This is a genomic window from Paenibacillus sp. RU5M, assembly GCF_900221055.1.
Taxonomy (GTDB): domain Bacteria; phylum Bacillota; class Bacilli; order Paenibacillales; family Paenibacillaceae; genus Paenibacillus; species Paenibacillus marchantiae.
The window spans coordinates 214,254-234,595 of the sequence record NZ_OBQM01000010.1 but is presented as its reverse complement, the minus strand read 5'-3'; the positions used below and the strand labels follow the sequence as shown (position 1 = coordinate 234,595).

General features: G+C 37.5%; 16 protein-coding genes. All 16 read right to left on the bottom strand.

Going from position 1 to position 20,342, the window contains the following annotated elements:
* Positions 1-393: 393 nt before the first annotated feature.
* The 16 genes from CRO25_RS25790 to hflK all read right to left on the bottom strand — a co-directional run bounded on the left by CRO25_RS25790 (position 394) and on the right by hflK (position 20,341).
* Positions 394-978, bottom strand: coding sequence for a hypothetical protein (locus CRO25_RS25790; protein ID WP_079696965.1), 585 nt, complete (start codon positions 976-978; stop codon positions 394-396).
* Between the two features lie 108 nt (positions 979-1,086).
* Positions 1,087-3,351 carry an ATP-binding protein gene (locus CRO25_RS25785; RefSeq protein ID WP_079696964.1) on the bottom strand — a complete coding sequence of 755 codons (2,265 nt, stop codon included), beginning with the start codon at positions 3,349-3,351 and terminating at the stop codon, positions 1,087-1,089.
* Between the two features lie 144 nt (positions 3,352-3,495).
* Positions 3,496-4,830: a DNA primase gene (gene dnaG, locus CRO25_RS25780; RefSeq protein WP_079696963.1), complete on the bottom strand. Its 1,335-nt coding sequence runs from the start codon at positions 4,828-4,830 to the stop codon at positions 3,496-3,498.
* A complete protein-coding gene (locus tag CRO25_RS25775; protein WP_079696962.1) occupies positions 4,827-5,579 on the bottom strand; it encodes a hypothetical protein in 753 nt (250 codons plus the stop codon). Before CRO25_RS25775 ends, dnaG begins: the two co-directional genes overlap by 4 nt.
* A 94-nt stretch (positions 5,580-5,673) precedes the next feature.
* A complete protein-coding gene (locus CRO25_RS25770; protein ID WP_079696961.1) occupies positions 5,674-6,390 on the bottom strand; it encodes a hypothetical protein in 717 nt (238 codons plus the stop codon).
* Positions 6,391-6,900: 510 nt separating this feature from the next.
* The gene (gene hfq / locus CRO25_RS25765) at positions 6,901-7,362 is read right to left on the bottom strand and encodes an RNA chaperone Hfq (protein ID WP_179132271.1); all 462 of its coding nucleotides are present in this window, start codon (positions 7,360-7,362) and stop codon (positions 6,901-6,903) included.
* 361 nt (positions 7,363-7,723) lie between these two features.
* Positions 7,724-7,888 carry a hypothetical protein gene (locus CRO25_RS33570; protein ID WP_179132270.1) on the bottom strand — a complete coding sequence of 55 codons (165 nt, stop codon included), beginning with the start codon at positions 7,886-7,888 and terminating at the stop codon, positions 7,724-7,726.
* A 95-nt stretch (positions 7,889-7,983) separates the two neighbouring features.
* The gene (locus CRO25_RS25755; RefSeq protein WP_079696958.1) at positions 7,984-8,571 is read right to left on the bottom strand and encodes a hypothetical protein; all 588 of its coding nucleotides are present in this window, start codon (positions 8,569-8,571) and stop codon (positions 7,984-7,986) included.
* A gap of 497 nt (positions 8,572-9,068) precedes the next feature.
* Positions 9,069-13,388, bottom strand: a complete 4,320-nt coding sequence (locus CRO25_RS25745) for a fibronectin type III domain-containing protein (protein WP_079696956.1) — start codon at positions 13,386-13,388, stop codon at positions 9,069-9,071.
* Between the two features lie 753 nt (positions 13,389-14,141).
* A complete protein-coding gene (locus CRO25_RS25740) occupies positions 14,142-14,450 on the bottom strand; it encodes a hypothetical protein (protein ID WP_079696955.1) in 309 nt (102 codons plus the stop codon).
* Positions 14,451-14,541: 91 nt separating this feature from the next.
* Positions 14,542-14,790 (bottom strand): hypothetical protein, encoded by a 249-nt coding sequence (locus CRO25_RS25735; RefSeq protein WP_079696954.1) that lies wholly within the window; start codon positions 14,788-14,790, stop codon positions 14,542-14,544.
* Between the two features lie 1,212 nt (positions 14,791-16,002).
* Positions 16,003-16,641, bottom strand: a complete 639-nt coding sequence (locus CRO25_RS25730) for a hypothetical protein (RefSeq protein ID WP_079696953.1) — start codon at positions 16,639-16,641, stop codon at positions 16,003-16,005.
* Between the two features lie 482 nt (positions 16,642-17,123).
* The gene (locus CRO25_RS25720) at positions 17,124-17,708 is read right to left on the bottom strand and encodes a hypothetical protein (RefSeq protein WP_079696951.1); all 585 of its coding nucleotides are present in this window, start codon (positions 17,706-17,708) and stop codon (positions 17,124-17,126) included.
* A gap of 128 nt (positions 17,709-17,836) precedes the next feature.
* The gene (locus tag CRO25_RS25715) at positions 17,837-18,082 is read right to left on the bottom strand and encodes a hypothetical protein (protein ID WP_079696950.1); all 246 of its coding nucleotides are present in this window, start codon (positions 18,080-18,082) and stop codon (positions 17,837-17,839) included.
* A 182-nt stretch (positions 18,083-18,264) separates the two neighbouring features.
* On the bottom strand, positions 18,265-19,221 hold the full coding sequence (gene hflC, locus CRO25_RS25710; protein ID WP_256863751.1) for a protease modulator HflC: 957 nt from the start codon (positions 19,219-19,221) through the stop codon (positions 18,265-18,267).
* Between the two features lie 196 nt (positions 19,222-19,417).
* Positions 19,418-20,341, bottom strand: coding sequence for an FtsH protease activity modulator HflK (gene hflK, locus CRO25_RS25705; RefSeq protein ID WP_079696949.1), 924 nt, complete (start codon positions 20,339-20,341; stop codon positions 19,418-19,420).
* Position 20,342: the final 1 nt, after the last annotated feature.

Here is a 20,342-nt window from a genome sequence, read left to right as displayed (position 1 = left end):
ACGCATGTACTGAGAAACCAACCAACCCAATCCGACTGCAATGGCGATACCGCCCAACATCAGCATACCTGTTTCTGTTGTTTGTGATGCAGATGCTTCATTTTTCATCCAATACTTCATTTTCTTACGCAATTAAATCCCTCCACTTTTCGATGTATTTCGGCGTATCCGTTCGGTGCCGTTCACATGTATAATCATACTAATTGACCGCAGAATCTGTAAGTACCTTATCGGGTACATTATGGTACCCCTTTGGGTATATTTTTGTAAGCATGAAATTACATTTGGTAGAAACAAAAAAACCCTCCACATTTGGAGGGTTTAGCGTCGGAATTAAACACTATTGAATCATAAAAAAAACATTGCTCTATAATTGATACATCGGTAAATTAGTTAACTAAGATATCCTTCCAACATGCTTATTTGGTTAGAATCCATATATATTATATTTGTAGAAATCCATTTAGATTGATCATCTGTAAGAAGTTTGTCACCAAATGGAGAAAATGTTACTACCCCATCTTTCCCGTCGTGTAAACTTGAAAAGTAAACACATTTTTTTTGTATTTCAAAGTCTACATTTTCCATAATGATATAATGTTCTGCATTTCCACATTTAACAAATTTGCCATCCGGAAATAATGCTCCACACACACCCTTACCTTCAACAAATTCATGATCTGTAACTGAATACGTCGTTTGGCCTTGTTCTTTTAGATATTCACGATAATTATTAATAACTCTATGATCAGAAACCATATCAGCACCCTCAACAGTAGCAAGATCAATGACTCTATGAATCAACTCTAATAATGAATCATCTTCATCAAAGTCTAACATGGGGTATTCCTCTTGAATCTTAGATGTAATTTTCGACTTTACTAACAAATCATATAGCGTAAATGCTTCCTCCAATTGTTTATCAGTAAGGCCGTACATATTCGAAGACTTTCTAGCATAAACCTGTACCTTCTCCATAAGTAACACTCCTTCTTATTATGAAACTACTCTTTCACTAATGAAGACTCAACACTTCAGAAGAACACCCCAAACTGCTGTTGAAGAGAGTTTTGAGGTGTATTGTAATTATTCCTGATTGTTTATAATGTCTTGTACTATTTCTCTCACTGGAAGACTCCACAGGGAATGGGGATTATTATCAAGTTTTTCTTTGACGGTGTCTCTAACATGCAATTTAGCCAATTCTAAATCACCTTTGATTCTATCTAGCTCCAAAGATACTTGTTCTTCATAAAGGTTCTGTTGAAGTATCTTCTTAGCCACTTGTGCTCGAACGAGAGTTTCTGCATTACTTTCCATTTCGCTAGAAAGAATCGTCACTCCAGGAATAACTTTGCCCACACCATGATCCTCCATCTTATCTTCGAGCCACTGTATAAATTCTGGAGTCGTCATTGCATTCAATTCTACACGATGAGTTTGCAGCCATCTCTCCCACTCATAAGAAACATAGTCAGCAACAGGTCTGCTTCTCTTACTTTCAAAAGTTTCAACCTGTAGATCTAATTCCAGCGCCTCTTCGGGTTCTAAGCCCAAATTAATAACTCGGACTCTTCGCCCAGGTCTTGCGCTTGTCGCTTCCTGAAGCGTTTCAAATATCTTGGTTCCTGCTGCATCAGCATCATGAACACAAAAGAATTGAATTTCTTCATCCGTTTCACCAAGAAGGTCGAATAAATCTTTTACTGCTCTCGAAGCATACCCCTTAGAGGACAATAGGGCACAATCATATTTCTCCGGAAATCCAACGTCCCGCAGGCTAGCAAAGTATCCTTCCTTTTCGATAAAGATGATCTTATTGAACGTCCACGTAGGCCTGTTGTATTTCTGAACAGCAATAGTGCCTAGTGGAATCTCTTCACCTGTATGAGGATGATACAACGTTCCGCGTGGATCTCTATACATTCCTTCTATCTCTCCATAATCCGCCTCATAATCAGTAATAACCTGACAGAAATAATTATAATTCAATTGTTTACCACCAAAGGCTTCCATTACGAAAGGACGTATCGCGTAATATAACTGTCTTTGGCTAAATATGAATTCACCGTCACCGCTTGTTTTATCAATAGCATTCGGTAAATTCTGAATAATGATTTCACGCTCATTACGTCCTCCGGACGACATATTTTGGTTGAATTTCTTCACTTTTGCTGTTGCTTTTTTCAACGCATACTCTATTTCATTATGCATTGGACGAAAATCTGGCTCTTTTCCATCCGACTTTATCGGTTGATAGGGGGTTATTATACTTACGGAAAAATCCGTTGGTCTTGATCTAAGGTCAATGTATAATCCACCACCCCATATTGTGGTGCTTGCTTGTTTAGTTGAAGTTCTCATATCAGCAGTGACAGGAGATTTATTTACGAGCACACTGATACTTGAATGTTTTTGACTCTCATCATCCTGATCAGTGTCATATTTAACCCAAGCTTCAATAACTATCGGAATTTCAGCATCGTGTTCTCCACGAACAGTTTCTAAATTAAATGAACCATTCGTCTTATGAGACATTGTATTCACAAAATTTTTGTTTACAGCACCCAAGTTTCTAGGTAACGTCTTTCTTATTTTACTTCTCAAGAAGGTAAGCAGTTGATCTGACTCTTCAAACGACAGATCCGCTGTACCTAACATAGAAAATTCAAGTTCATTAGTGAGATCAGTAATCAACTTCTTCGCCTTAATCGGTCCCGCCACAAATAAACTTACAAATTCATTGATTGGCATGTTTGCCGCATTCACCAATTCAAAAAATGCTTCAGAAGTATACCAGTAAGGAGATGACTTCCCTTCGAAAACTTCGCTATTCTTGGAAAATTGAATAGCCATCTTTCCCCAAGACAATGTACTTTTGGTTATCGAGAGCCCCAGAGTTACAAGTATAGAAGTACCTTTATAATCGTTGTTGTATCCTAGGAATTGTTTAATGCTTGTTCCATCATCTTGAGGAATAATTTTAAATGTTTGACCTCGAGTAGTGACAGTGAGGTACCCATTTGTAGAAATTACGGCTCCAGTTACTACACGTAGTCCATTTCCTAAAGCTCCCCGCGTTGGTAAGCGTAGAAGTTTAGATGAGATCATTGGACGATTAATTGAGAAGTAATCCTCCAGCCAGTCCGGATCAATACCTGATCCATTATCGGTAACTCTAAAGCTGTGGTTATCTACCAATTCGAGTTCACAATCACCGGTGGCATCAAGAGCATTATCCACCAGTTCTTTCACTACTAACTTTGGTATAAACTCTCTGTGAACTCCTGCTTTCTGACACAGTGTATCGATGTTTCTAAACAGCTTCCAGTCTTCTCTAATTAATTGCATTGTTTTGTCACTCCTTATAGTCTGTTTGCACATGCATCATATATCTGTTTTTGAAAATCACAACTTAGCTAAGATTTTAGTGGAATAAAAAAAGCTAAAAGGCACCCTAAAGGTAAGACCTTCTAGCTTTGTAATGAAACACAATTATTTAATTGGAATATAATAGTTCCTCGTGCACTGCTTTAAAGATATGTTGAATTGATCCTCCAAAAATGATTCATCTGTTTCACTAGGAAGATTCGGAGTTAACGTTACAGCTTTCATAATTTTATCTAACATCATCTTGAAAGTACTTGGCTCGTCAGGCCTAAAATAGATGCGATTCTGAAAACAATAATATTCGGTGAGACTCATCTCATATTCTTGAAGGTGCGTTTGAAAAACTTCAGCACCGAATTTCTTAATGAACTCATCCGGATCAAGTCCATCGGGCATAACCGTTACACTGACACCAAACCCATAACTCTGAAGAGTTCGGATAGCCTTCAATGTGGCCTTCTGCCCCGCTTCGTCACCGTCGTAACAAATACTGGTTTGGTTCGAGTACTCTGTTAATAATCGCGACTGAGAGCCCGTTAGCGATGTCCCTAAAGGAGCCACACCTGTTAAGCAGCCTCCCTGCCATGCAGCGATCACATCAAGATAACCTTCAAAGATGTAAAATTTCTGATTATCTTTGTTAATCTGGCCAGCCGCTCTACTTAAGTTATATAGGTGTTCACCTTTAATAAAAATTGGCGTTTCTTTACTATTTAGGTACTTGGGTTTAGCACGATCGGAAAGAGCCCTTCCACCAAATGCGACAACCCTTTGATTTATGTTATGGATAGGGAACATTACTCTCGAACGAAAATAATCATAATAATTTCCCGTTTGATCATTGCGTCCAACTAATCCTCCTTCAACCATAAGCTCCATGTTATATCCAGCTGCCTCAAGTTGCTGAGATGCAAACCCTGGGATATCAGGAGCAAAACCGATGTTAAATTCTTTTATAGCTTCAAGACTGATACTTCTATTTGCAAGATACTTCCTTGCATGTCTTCCATCCTCGCTAAATAGAAAATTGTGATATAAATCAGCGAGAAACTGGTGAGCTGAATAGATCTCTTCTACCTCATGGTATCTATCTGAGGTTTTACGCAGTAAGTGACTATAGTTATGGCCAATGTACACCGTCTGGATCTCTTTGATTGCATCCACACAGGAATAATCCGGATTATTGAGTTGTTGGATATTTAATAAGAAATCATAATAGTCACCGGCTGCTCCACATTCCACACATTGGAAACTTTGATTCCGCTGATCTACCTGGAATGTTGCACTTGTAGGTACATGAAAAGGACACAGACTATTATAGATATGGCCACTCTGTCTCAATATAAGATAATCCTGGACCACAGTAACGATATCAATTTTAACTTTAGCTTTAGTAGCGAAATCTCTACACATTTCTGTTGTTCCAGAAAGATTGTTCATATCGTATCGCCTCCATCAGTATCATTGAGCCTAAGCTGTTTAAGAAATTCGTCTAGGGTATAAAGCACAATTTGCCCACCACCAATCGGTTGAAGCACAACCGCGGGGAGTTTATTCATCGATGTTAAGCTCTTCACCACGTACTTTTGGTCTCCTAGTGCAAACTCTGTATCAACGTATTGTTCGAATTCACTTAGGAATGAATCTACATGAAATGTAGTTAAGGGATTTCTGCCATCGAATACCAGATAAATTTCTCCATCAATAGTTTGGATGTCATAATCTATATTGCTTTCTGTACAATATTTTTCTATGAATTTCACTTGTTTAGAGGTGCGTTGATCTTCTGATTTCCCTAAACAACTAGAACCCTCCAGCATGGCTTCATTTAAGATAGACAATAGTCCGTCCCGCCACTTCACAGGAAGCAGTTCATCGTGGCGTCCTGGACTTCTGAATAGCGTCTCCAGTTCAAACAAATGCAATTGGTTGAATGAATCTGGGATTGAATTAACGTTGCCAGAGACTTGTATTAAAATATGATTCCCTATGATACCTGCAACTTTGTATGCATCCACACCAAAATTACGAGCGGTAGTCACCTTTTTGGCTAGAAATGTTTTTAAATTTGATTCATCTCTAGCGATAATATCAGGTAAGGTTACTGACACGATCACGACTAACTCACCGTTTGTATTTGCACTAGAAATTACATCTTCCTTGGATAATGGCGTATTGATAATATTCATTTTAATTATGCTCCTTCATAAAATAGTAAAAGGGCAGTAGGTGTAGTGCACCTCTGCCCCTTTTGATAAATCTATAGAATTAAGAGTTATGAGACTATTTCGTCTCCTCTAAAATCTCACTTGCGAGTATTACAAATTGATTGATCGCTCTTCCGGCATCGTTTACTTTAACTTCAGCATCATCTAGCTGTGCTGCTGCCGTCGTGAGAGCTACATAAGCGTTTTGTAAGGTGGGCGCTGGATCTAATCCATCTTGACGTTGCGATTGTGCCCATATTTCTAAATTCTGTTCAGTACGCGCTAATTGCAATTTCTTTTCAGCCAGGTTACCAAAGTCTTTCTCTTGTGCTGCAGGTACCTTCGATTCTAGCTCAGCGATTGTTAAAAACTCTCTCTCGATTTTTTCTAAGTAGATATGTTTATAACTGGATTCAATTTCATTATTGAGTTTATCTAATGCATAAACAGATGCACCGTGAGATTGACTGGCTAATCTTTCAAGCCGTTGTGTTTCCAATATCAATTTCAGATTCGAGATTTTATCAATCTCTTTAATCAGATCTGCAGGTAATTGAACATTATCTGTTTTAGCTGTAAGTAGGAGATCAGCTTGTATTTCGCTTTTCATTTCGGTTAATTCAACCGGCAGCTCAGTAAGATTATTCTCCCGCATGTCCTTCTGAATATCCGAGATGACTCCGAGCTGTAAATTCGAGTATTCAATCTCAGACTCAATTTTCGAACTCATGCAGCCCGTCAATAATAAAATAGAGAAGAACAGAAACAATGTGATAGCATATACTTTTTTCATAATTATCCTCCTGGATTAGGTTTTTTTTCGATACTGACTACTTGTATGTATATCTTAGATCGTATTTTTGGGAACACAACTCAGTATGAAGTTAACTGAATGAAAACGGATAAATTCTATATAAAAAAAGAACGTATCAATTAAGATACGTTCTTTTGGAGTTCCAATTCAGGAAGAGTATATGTTTTTGAAATGAGTGTACAGTTTGAATAAGAATATTCTCTTGGAAAACAGCTCACTGGACAAACTGAGCTTGGAAGCTTTCCTCTCAAAAATCTCATAAGTTGTTTCATCCCACTGCTGCAAGATAACAACCACTTCCCTCAAATTCCACATGGCAAGTTTATTACTTACTCATGAGTCCTGTACAAAATCATCTTCATGTCTTCATGATTATACATGTCCACACACAGATTTTGAATGATGAGAAAAGCAACGAGCGAATAATTATATATTTATAATACTGAAGAGAGAAGAATTTGTAAACCTTAGAGTTTTATTTGTTTCAGATTAGTTCAACTTTGGTTTGGCCGGTGATAGATGAATTTTCTCCTTTGGAATTATTGTAGATATTCCATGTTTAAATATGAGAATTTGTTTACGATCTACTAAATTAAGAATAACTGTATATGTATCAAAGTGGGAGATAGCTCCTTCAAACTTTTTTCCATTCATCAAGTATAGTTCTACATGTATTTTCTTCGTTACACAGTGTGATAACATTTCATTCTGCTTCAAGTCCATGCCCAATTTCTGCGAAGAAGTAATTGCTAAAGGGACTTTGGGTTGAATTGATAAAATAGCATGCTTGTAGATGAGAGCTTGTTGATTTTGTTTTTCCAATTCAATGGTTAGAGAATGTTGATCAAAATGAACAATTTTCCCTTTCATCGGTACTCCGATTGTTAAGAACAGTGTAACTTCAGCCTTCCCTTTCCGACATTGATTTAGAAAAAGATCCTGGATATTCATTCTACGCACACTCCGTTCGTAATTTTTTATAAAAGAATAGGAAATCGTTTGTGTTACACAATTATGTAACTCAATTAAGTCGCACATTAAAAAGATTTAAGATGATTCTCTCAGGTGTTTTGCAACTTTTAGACCTCGGAAACTACACCAAAAGATAGCAAAACTTAAGGGTGCTGCAAACTCGAATACCCAGGAAAGAATACTCCACAGTAAGGCAAACCATCCTCCCCAATAAAAAGCGAAGCCGATCCATTCACTCTCTGCATGTGGAACCATTTTCAGTCTCTTTCTGAAGCGATACAGAGCTGATCCAATCACAATATATCCAATTGCTGGTCCTATCAACTATCTCACCTCATAACTATGTAAGAGCAGACTCGAGTAACTCTTTTAATTGATGAGCCTTTTGCAATTTAACGGTGGAGTGATTCTTCTGAAGGGCTGTCTTTTTTATATACATGTCCAAGACCAGATAATGATAAGCGATGGTCAACTTTTTGCGGAATTCATAAATCTCGTTGTTCATTTGATCAACCCCTTCAGAACACTTATCATAAGAAATTGTAGCAAAGTGAATTTTGAACATTTTATTCGGGTTATCCGCACCGGAAGTGTGTCTTACTATGTAATGACTTTTGACTCCAGGGTTACAGACAAATTGTATCCATAGAGATATTTATTGCTCATTAGATTGTTATGGCCATTATAGAGGTGTTGTAATTTAGCTTTGAGATCTGGGGTTGAATTGAAAAATTGATCGATGATATTGAGTCCAATTGTACAAAATTGAGTATAAAATGTATCCTGATTTGCACGTTTTAAAAGTACAGTTAGCCCTTTTATCATAAAAAGAATGTCAAAAGAGTTGATCAGCTGAAAGGGGGTTCTTTCAATGGAGACCTCTTCATTGAGAATCCTCCATACTTCACCCCAATATTCTATCTCATTTGCTAGAAGATGAATGTTCAACTCTCTCTGCTTGAACCCATACTTTTCTAGATAATCATTATGCTCACCTTCCAGGGGTAACGGACCGGTACTATAATCATATAAATAACAATAATATAGCTCAATTAGCTGCTCCGCGATCATTATCCAGTCTGAGACATAGCGTTGAGAGAAATTTAGTCTGTATCCTCTTAGATGAGATTGATTGATATAGAGTGGAGGATTTTTGAATTCGTTGGGACCACACAAGTTGGTCATCATATGATGCCCTCCAATGTTAAGATGTTTTGCTGAAGATGTAGATGTGACTGATGAGGTGTATTATACAAACCACAATGATTCCAACCATAACCCACCAGTCTAAGGAAATATCCATCTGAAATGAAACATTAAATATATTTAGAAATCCATACGACACTATAAAAAGTAGCCCGAGTTGGGCTAAGCTAAGAAATGCCCCTAAAAAGTAAGATTTCATTTTAATTGCTCTTTTGCTATCCATGTTCTTCTATCCCCCTCTAATCGCATCTCTTCTTGTAATTATTAAACAAAGTATAGCATTCGCCCAATATAATGTAAATCATGATTTACATTATGAAAACTTATTGACTGTGAAGCTGCTGCTTTTACATTTACAATAGTTTTCCTTAAAAGAAAACAGCCTTGTTCAGTAGAATTCTGAACCAAGGCTGCATTATAACATCATTATATGATTTGTCTACTTGATGAAGATAGACTAGGTAACCACTGTCAAATCTCTATTTATTCTTATTGGATATTGAACGGTAAATTAATACTGCACCTTCAGCTCTAGTGAGGTTTGATTTTGGTCTAAAGGTACCATCGGGATATCCAGTTACGAGTTCCATTCTCGTTAGCCCTGTAACCTCACTCTTAGCCCAATCTGCAATGTTAAATCCATCACTAAATAACTCGACATTAGCATCGTTCCGGATGTTCATTACATTCCCAAGCATTTTGGAAGCTTGTTCACGAGTTATAAGATTATTGGGGAGATACTTCTTGTTACTAAAACCATGCGTTACCTCATTATCCCATGCAATCTTGAATTCAGGACCATACCATTTCGCTAAGTCAATATCATCAAATTCAAAAGGTTTTTCATCGACATCTGATGATATGTCTAATGCCCTTACGATCATTGATACGAATTCTATCCGCGTAATGGCACGATCAGGCTCGAATTTGTTAACACTTGTCCCCTTCAAGATTCCACGGTTTGCCAAGTCAATGATCTGATCTCTTGCAAAGTTCTTCTCAATATCTACGAATATGATATCTTCGTTATTCCCTACTGGAACATTCGTTGTATCGTTACTGTTTGCAGACTCTTCCCCACCGGTATTTTGCGCATCATTCGAGTCAGGAACCTTTATAGGATCACTACCATTTCCACTTCCAAATCCGCCGCCCTGAGTTCTTACGGGTAAAGTAGTTGCTTCAATTTTTTTGCTATCTTTGCTGATTCCATATGAATTGCTTGCTTTAAACTCATAGTGATAATTAGTACCATCTTTCAATTTTTTATCAACGAATTCCTTATCTGTCACTGATACTTTTCCTATTTCTTTCCCATCGCGATAAACCTGAATCGACTCAGCACCTTTTTTATTGGCATTTGAAAGATCAAAACCAATACTAAACTCCAATATACTTGAGACTATTACTCCCTCCGGTGCACCTGGTATACCGGTAAATTCAATTTTACTTGGGTTAGATGCAGCTCCTTGATCGTTTATAGCAACAAGTTCATAATCATACTCTTTACCAGGGATAATTGGAGAAATTACAATAGGTCCCTCTGATCCTCTCCAAACTTCGGTACCATGCTCATCTAGTAAGACGTATTCCTTAGCTTCATCAATCAGCGAAAATTCAATTTCCACTTTTTCATGTTGAACATCAATTATAATATCATCTGGATTTACCGGTAATGTTTTAGTGGTAACCATTATTCGTACAGGTACACTCTCGCCTGTTGTATTATCAGTCCACAAATCAAATTGATATGACTTACCTGGATGTAGTTCATCAAATGCAATATCGTTGCTATGAACTTTCATCTCTTCTCCGGACTCTACATTCACTACACGATAGTGAATAGCCGTATTATCTGCTTCCCAACCCAACGTAATAGAGTTGGAACTAAGTTTCGATACTGTTACATTTGACGGTGCATGAGGCTTAGTTAGAAACTCTGCAGATCCCGCGGCACTGTATCCAGCAATATTACCTGCCCAAACTGTTAAATCATAAATGCGACTTCCCTCTAAACTATTCAAATTTAGATTTGGACTTGAGACTTCATAATCTGTTCCGTTAATCTGTACCAAGTACTTGTCTGCACCATAAACAGGTTCCCAGGTAATAATAGCGCTTGTCTCTTCAATATCTGTGACCGTTATTCCTGCGGGTTGTTCTGGTACGGTGTAACCCGAAATGCTTACAGATGGGCTGTTACCCGATTGATTTTGCGCTACAACAGTAAACTTATATTCTGTACCGGCACTCAAACTTGTAAAAGTATGATCTGTATCATTAACAACCTGACTATGTCCATCTACCGCTACTTCGTATCCATCAGCGCCTTGTACAGGTTCCCATTGTAGGGTAATGCTATTTGTAGTTGCTAGGGATATAGCCAGGTTCCCTGGTTTAGTTGGTAAGGTCATCAAATTATCTAACTCCGCGTATTCTCCCACACCAGTTTCGTTGGCTGCAACTACACGATAAGTATAACTTGTCCCAGATTGTAACCCTGAGTCTAAGAATGTTGTATCTGTACCACTGTAGATTTGGTCAATAAATCGATCCAAGTTATAATATTCCGCTGAAATAACTGGCTCCCATTCTAACTCAATCGTATGCTCGTCAATTCTAGCAGTTGAGAAAGCGCCAGGCGCACCAGGTAATGCTAGGTAAGCGATACTGTTTGAATCTCCTTCCCCGGTTGCATTTAATGCGGAAACTTTAATATTGTTCAAACTACCTGGTTGTAGACCGGTTACTGTATAGCTAGTTCCAACCACAGTGTCATCTGAAACCATATGACCAGCATCCTCAACAACAATGCGATATGATTCGGCACCATTTACAGGTGATATGGTAAGATCAGCTCTACTGTAATCTCCATCAATTTTTCGAATTTCTAATCTATCTGGCGCATCCGGCTTCGTCAAAACATCTAGTGATGTCGTCTTCTCTTCACCTACATGATTACTGACTTTGAGAGTGTAATTGTATAGGTTCCCTCCCGTGACACTCTGATCCGTAATAGAATTCTTTGGGTAAAGACTTTGGAACGTGGCTCCTGTTACATTATTAATCAATTCATAGACGTACCCATCAGTATAGTAAGAACCAATCGGTAGATCCCAAGTCACTGTAACCTGATTATTTTGAACATTAACGGGTTTAACATTCAAAGGAGGCGATGGTTGGTATTGGATTTTGAATGCAGAACTGGTGTAAGTTGCGGTATTCCCTGCATTATCAGTCACCTTTACATGTATGTACCATTGTCCCTCAGCAGCAATATGAATTTCACTATCATTGAGTACTTCCCATTCATTCGGTATTTCCGTTGATGGGGTTACTTTAAAATATGTGCTATTAGGTTTGATACCTGACAACTCATCCGTAACGGTCACTTGTGCTTTAATTGGTTCAGATGACCAGTCCCGTCCATTAGGTGTGACTACCACTTGCGGAACTGATTGATCTATTGTTACTAATGCGTTGTTTTCCGTACTTTTTTGTCCGAACATGTTGGTTGCTCTGGCTGTAATTTGACTAGTACCTTCCTTTGTAACTAGTCCAGAACTACCAACCGTGTATGAACCACCATCAATGCTATATTCATAGGTGATATCCCCATAACCTATGCTCCCTGAAATTTCAAACTCAACTGGATCTGATGACCATCCGCCAGACTGTAGTTGAATATCAGGGGTAGATGGTGGGCTTTTAACTAATTTCGCCTCTGCAGTAGACTCGGAGCTTATATTCCCCGCCTTATCAATAGACCGTGCTCGTACTTGGGTTACACCTTCGGTCGATACAGTAAATGGCGTTGTATATATCGTCCAACTTCCATTACCTAAACGATATTCTGTTTGACGTATCCCAGAGAGTTCATCAGTCCCCTCAGTAACGGATACCTGCACATCTTCATTTGACCATTCAGAAGGATTCACCACTATACCGGGCTGGCTTGGTGCAGTTCTATCTACAATTATCTCACCAACAAATTCATTCAGGACCTGGCCACCCTTTTGATCATCAGCTGTAATCTTTACTTTCTGATTAATCCTATTGTCTCCAATAAGTTCTGAGCTTGGCCATCTAAGCTGCCAATTCTTTGCTGTTCTTGTTGAGGTTACAGTCACTGACTTTGTGATATTATATGTGGGCAACGTTGCTGAAATTGTAACAGCATCACCTTCTTGATCTTGCACTGTGCCACTCAGTACTAAATCCTGACCATTACCTATAGTCATACTGGCTGAACTCGAATTGATCGTTATTGTAGGCTCACTATTTAAACCCTTACTCACATACCAGAAGCCATCTGTATGTTTCCGATCATTTGGATATGCATATTGGGATGAAGATGTTACGTATGTTCCTGTTGATGTACCTTTCACGTCTATATTTACTAATCTTGTTCCTATGAAATAACTAACGTATGTTTCTGTGTAACAATTTTCCCAATTATCACATGAATCTCGTTGAAGGTACCGATACACGACCTGACCACCTGAACCATTATTATTATAATAGTAACCGCTACTCTCAGAGTAATAGGGTTCACCAGTTAGTGTGATTAAACCGGTCCGTTTATCTACGGACATTGAGGGATAAACGGTCCTACCTCCATAATCCGATCCGTAATAATTAAGTGTCTGGGATTGATATTCTTGTCCCTGTTCAACATTGAATTTCTCCCATGTGTACAATGCAGCAGCCTTCACTTGAGGTGTACCAAAATAATCAAAAAATGAACCTATCAAAATAGCAATGACGAGCAATTTAGAAATATATGATTTAATTCTCAAAATATATCCTCCTAGAAAAAGTGATTAACCTCTCCCTGTAATTTAAGAAGGGTCAGATTAGAAATTATTAAACGTTTACAAAAGATATCCTCATACCACACTTTTGATTAAAGCTTATGGATCAAGCATTTTTGTTCTTGTACAGATTGATTCAGTAATTTCTTTGCGATGTAATTCAGGATACATATTCATTGATTAAGCACCTCTCAATTCATTTTCCTAATGTAAGTTGTGTTCTTACATTTAAATGACCTCTAATATCAACGAGATATTTATTAAATGAAGACCTTCAATTCTGGGTACGCATTTTAAAGTAAACTTGATTGCCGTGACCTTTATGCGGTAGTACGGGGAAAGCTAAATTTTAAGTTTTAAATCGGGGCTCCCTTCAATAAAAGTATTGTAACTCAAACGTTTCAAGGTGTAATCAAATCCAATAAATATTGTACATCATGATTTACATTTTGGGAAGCACTCTTCTTCTTTCTTCGCTAATTAACCCATAAGTTTGCCATTTGGCAAGCTTATGCTTCCAAAAACTCATGGCAAACTTATGCCTCCTATTCTCCTTCTCTCTCTTACCTCAGAACTAACCCCGTAGTATTGCCATGCATTACAGTGATAATATACCCTTACCAAAAAAGCTCAGAACGAAGAATGATTCGCGTTCTGAGCTAAATATTTACTAACTAAACTTATGAAATTCAGGATCTTCAATAAAGAGAACTTAGATCCATTGCAAATCGTTTTTTCCTACGTCAAATCTCCTCCCTTATCGAGACTGGCATGCCTTTCCCAACGAATAACGTATTTAGCGTTATCTTCAATTACTTCAGCAAGAATCTGTGTTTTTTCTCCAAAAGTTAAATTATATCTGTTAGTGCAATCCTTAAGTAGGGTTTCTACTTCCGTTTGGAATCCATCCTTCATACTCTCATCTACTTGCTCCCACAGGTTTGATATTATATTGCCATAAATCGTTATCGATTGATTCAAGGTAACCTTATATTTTTCAGATAGTTTCAAGGTTTCCGTTTTAAAATGTACTCTTGCCTCTTGCATAATTGAAATCCTCGTATGTAATTCAGGTAGATTATTACTCACTTTTCATGATCCTTTCATTATAAGAATTTGTAGTCCAAAACAGATCCAGTCAACCTTTTATAACAGTCACAGCAAAATAGTTGCCTAATGAATCCTGAACGATATGAGTGAATTCGCTGTTTTCTACTTGTTGAACTATTTCGATTGTATTATCATTAAATGCATCTTCAATCTCAATACGGTCACTGGCATCAACGACATTTTCACAATATACATAACCCCGTGGAATCCATTTTCCTTCTAAGTTTTCATTCTCCTCGTCAATATATAACCAAACTGCATTTTTGAGTGTCATCATTTATCAAGCAACCTCCCTCATCGGTCTATTAGTTTTGTATCCTTGCCCTCCAAACAGTCAAGTATAACAAAGCAAACAATATAATTAGAACAGTATATGGTATGTACCAAGACAAAAATAACGGGTCTGCAAATTGTTCAAAAAATACTGAAGAAACTTCCGAAATTTTACTTACTCCCACCTGCCAAAATCCCGAAAAACTTTCAATGAGTATTACGTAAATAGGTAGCACTATAGCTAACAAGGTAATTTTTCTATTAAACGCAGCTTCTCCGAATGACACCATTAGGATTGGTAATAATAGCGAAGATAAATGTTAAAGTAATTAACAATACTCCTGCTAAACTTCCCATGCTTCTTCTCCTACTTTCTAAGGTTTAATTACAACTCAAGGCTTTTACGATCAACTATCAGGCTCCTCTTATTCTTTGTATTGACCACTAACCGAATCCATTAACCCGTCATTTAGCAGGTCTTCGTTGTTCATAACTTCTTACCAGTGGGTAGGTGCTAGGGTCCAAATCTCTACTCCTGGCGAATTAAAAGATTCCACTGTTTCAGCTATGCTTCTGATTAATCCACCATCTTCTGAATGCACTCTTGCGAGAAGTACCAGAGCGTAATCAAGCTCTACTTCCTTAATCTCTACACTTAATATTTCTTTGCTGACGTCTGCTATAACTTCGATATACTTAGTGACAGCTTGTTCCTTTGTTTCTGCCTTAATCAGGACATAAAATGGATTTTTAGTTTAGAAATACTTCATTTCAGTAATCTCCTTTTTCATTTCCTAGTCTACAACATCACCAGAACTGTTATAATGCACGATAGTGATTAAAACAATCCACACTGATAATGACGTATAAATACGACTATGCTACACAAATATATATACGACAAAAATAACAATAGAAAGGACCGCCGCTATTAAAATCTTATTCTCAAAACTACCATTATTCGGCATACTGACATCTCCTTATAATCCGTATTATTTAGACTAAAGTCTAAGCAAGGTAAGTACCTTCAGTCACTTTTTATTTTCACTTCTGATATTTCATCTAATCATTGTCATTCTTATGTCATCTAAACAGCAACCTGTATACTCTTGCGCTAGACAAAAAGAGCCCTGAGCGAACCACGTGCGCCTTGTACTTCTTTTTCCACCTCTTCAGCTGACGGATGAGAGAATGCATTTTAAGCGCTCGAGAGCGATTAAAGAGGATGAAAAACATCCTTTAGGTCTGACATGATGAATGAGTCACACATATTTTCATAATCGGATTTACAATACATAACCTCTTTATCAGAATTTAACTCAAGATACGTGGAACCAGTAAAAGGTTCAATAGTGTTAGGAGTAGCATCGATCACTACAATGTAATCATTTTTAGATGTTGGTAGCCATTTTATAATTAAATTTATGTCCTTTTCTGTGTAGCCGTTATCAGGTTCAAAGGAAACACTCACCGTATCATTCGCATACCGATAGTACACCTCTCTCAGATTTAAATAATGGATGCCCGAATCTTCTTTATTTTTAATTATGGAAACTGTTGGATTATTAAGTTCTATTTGATTGATGTGATACTCTCTAAAGAGCTCTTGTGAGATTAAAAAAAACCACGATACAGCGAAAGTAACTACAAATATCCCGACATGCTTTCCTCGTCTTCCTTTTTGTTTAAAAATCCAAAAACTTAATCCAAGATGATAAATAGGTGAAAGATAAACAACAGTGAGTTCTTCCCAAAATTCAGCACCTGTCCAAAAGGAGAAAATAACACTTAGAAACGCATTGCTGATAATGAAAGCAATAATCCCCAAAGTAATTGTTACAATATATTTTTTCAAATTATTACCCACCCTTTTTAGGGAATTATTATTGATTTAATGTAATCAGATCAGCCTACTACAAGGTTTCACCTTCCTCATTTGAATCTTCATACCATTCATCATCATCTCGCAATTCTCGAACAGAGTCGTGCTGAGCTTCTCCGTGACACTCCGGACAATGCTCCCAAGTAACAAATAGACCGTCTACCCACCTGTTTCCACAAAACATGCAAATCCAAGGAAATATCTTTGGCATGTCTCCCACCCCTACCTAATGTTAATCGACTGCCATTTTTACTGCATCATATGGCGGTTCTGTCTAAAGGTTAACCTTAATCGTTCCATCTTTCTTTTTAATGATGTTGTATACCAAATCAATACAATGCTTCGCTGCTTGATTGCGATTGATTGAGTCAACACCTTCCTACGACAGCCATAACATAACTTGTCCCAACTTCTCAGACTTGCACTCTACTAATCTGGATTATTTGCGTCTCAATTTATTCTCCTTCTGGCAAATTGATTACAGCAAAATGTGTTACAGACACGGCCCCATCTATTGGACTGTTGTCTCTTATAGACCAAGTCAAATCATAAATTCGATTCATAATCGCGGCATCAACTTCTTTCCCATTGCTAACCAGGTATTCTCCGTTCGCAGGGGGATTGCTAGGGTCATACCTTTGCCAAGGAATCCTCAAATTATTGAATGTAGTAGTAACCAGGAACAGCCGGTAGATTAGCACATCTCGTGGCAGTTCCTTTACTGTTTCAATGAAATCTCTAATCGCTTCCTCAATCTGTAGATTAGTTCCTTCCTGATCAGCTATGACCACACGTTCAATTGGTATTTTATACAGTTGATCTTCATAACTTAACTTGGCATAAGTACCAAAACGAAACCACTCAATGCTGTATAGTAGCACCCTTTTAAGAAACGGAAATTCAAACTCATTGATGACATCAACGGTGTCTCCTGGGACCGGGTATTTTCTGTTTATGTTGATTAGATAAAGTTGTAGTGCAATTTCGTCTATAGTCATATGTTGGAATGTTTCTTTGAAAATATTGAATAGTTTACTCATATATAAATCCTCCTTTTGTACTTGTTCAATTCCTTTAACCTATCGGCTTATAAACCGGCATATATCTGTATAATTTAAGCTTAAGTAGTCTCTTAAAATGAAACTTTGAATTTTTTTATTTTTTCGTTTCAACCTAGACCAAAAAATCGTTTACACCATCTTACAAATGCTCCTGGCGGCCATTTCATTTCAGGGTTACACAAGGAACATCCATCAATGCCATGAATAATGTTTTTCCCTTTACTTAACTGCTCTTTGCAATAGAGATCAAAGGTCTGGTTAGTTTTGACATAGTGATTAATAAACTCACCTTCTGGAACTTGGAATCCTTTCTGGTTGCAATCTTCACAATACGATTTCAATAATCCAATCATCTGTATTATCCCTGCCCTAAATTAAGTGAAAAAGAAAAATTAGCTCTTCTTTAGTCACAACCTAGTTCCTCCTTGTGAGTCGAAATGACTCCACATCATACTCTGTACTATTCTCTTGTAGAACTTGAGGAAAATGTCATCAAAAAAGAGGAGCTGCTAGGCCCCTCTTATTAATCCTCCCTTTATTCAAGCTCACCAGTCAGAATCCTGGCGTAAGGCGAATCAGAAGGGATCATAATTACAGGTTCACCTTGAAGAGATGTTGTATAAGACTGTAACGTTCGATACAACTGATAGAATGCAGGATCTTTGCTATAGGCTTGGTTGTAAATTTTTGCAGCCTGTTCTTCTCCATCCGCAATGATCTCTTTCGCAGCCAAGTTACCGTTTGACTCAATAACTCTAGCTTGCCGATCAGCCTGAGAGGTTTTATTGCGAGCTTCTTCATCCCCTTCAGACAAATAATTTGCGGCGATTGAATCCCGTTCTGAAATCATTCTTTTAAAGACGCTGTTTTTGTTCTCTTCAGGCAGATCTGTTGATTTTATTTTAATATCGACAATGGATACGCCATAATCTTTCTCCATTAATCGCCTTACTTCATTCGTAATACTTACGTTCAGATCGGTCCGAGCACTCCCTTTTTCATTTTTAGAGGAACTCTTCTTTTCGGTATCCGTGAATTTTTCATTAGCATTAATAATTTCACCATACTCAGACTCTGACAATTTTCGTCGAACGGTATTGTATACAGCTGCATCAATTCGTTCTTCAGCGGATTTAACATTCTGAACGCTTTTAACAAATCTAGTTACATCAGTAATACGCCAAACCGTGTAGTTATCAACCATCATTGGTTTCTTATCCTTGGTCAGAATAGAGGTTGATTTACTCGTGTACAATTTTTGTTCTTTAGGTAGGTAAGAAACCTTATCCAGTAATGGGATTTTAACATTTAATCCAGCATTATCTTTTACACTAATTATCTCGCCAAATCGGGTTATAACAGCATATTCGTTCTCTTTTACTTTAAAAGTAAATAAGAGGTAAACCATACACAGTAAAACTAAAGCTATTAATAAATACTTGTACATCTTGGGAATTTTGATATTCCCCAGTTCACTCAGGAAATCTTCCATTTTGGATACCTCATTTATTTAAGTATGTGTTTGTTATTAGCTTTTAAGGTTGATTATCGGTTACCTCATTTCCAAGCTCTACAGGATGTTGACCAGCATATGGATTATGAATATTCATATGAATACTTTCATACTTACATAGCTCCCTTATAGTTGGAAATTGTAATCTTACTATTCAATCGAGAATTCGAAACCCTTATTTTTTCATGAGATCATTAAGAGGTAGGTAATTTACAGTATTGCCTTTACTATCGACAATGAATATTTTAGATTTCGGATATACTTTCTCAATCGTTTCGAGAATCAACCTTTTCTTAGTAATGCCTGGATTCTTTACATATTCGCTATAAATGGCATTGAACTCTTGTACCTCACCCCTGGCATCATTTATCCGTTCTGTCTTCTGGCTCAGAGCTTCTTCTTCAGCTGCGTTAGCGGCAGCCCGTGCCTTCGGAATAACTTGGTTTCGATGTTTCTCTGCAGCATTGATCTTGGTAATCTTCTCTTCTCTGGCGTCCGTTACAGCCATGAAAGCCTTAGATACTTCTCCCTCCGGAGGTTCAATGTCTTGAAATTTTACATCTAAGATATGTATACCGGTGTTGTACAAATCGTTAGAAGCTATCAACAGATCTTTAACCTCAGCCTGGATCTCAGTCTTCCCTTCAGTTATGACGTAGTCCAGGTTCTTACTACCGATTACAGTTCTAATAGAGGCAACTGTTGCATTACCTAAGAAATTTTCAGGACTGTCAGTGTTATAAAGATAATTTCTGACATTCGAAATATTGTATTCCACAATTGCATCTGCCCAAACAATATTTTCATCACCAGTAATCATTAATGCTTCGTTGCCAACAGTACTTACTTTGTCACCATCTTGCCTGAAGCCAATCTCAATACGATGTGTTTTATTGGCATCTACTTTTTCAACTTTTTGAACCGGCCAAGGCCATTTGAAGTGCAATCCCTGAGTGTTCTCATCAGTTACCTTCCCGAAGGTTGTTACCAGTGCTACTTCCTTCTCCTGTACTGTATAAGTCGAGTTAAAACCCAAAATAAGAACCAAAGTACCGATAATGGCTATAGGTACCCATGATATTTTTTGTTTTGTTGACATA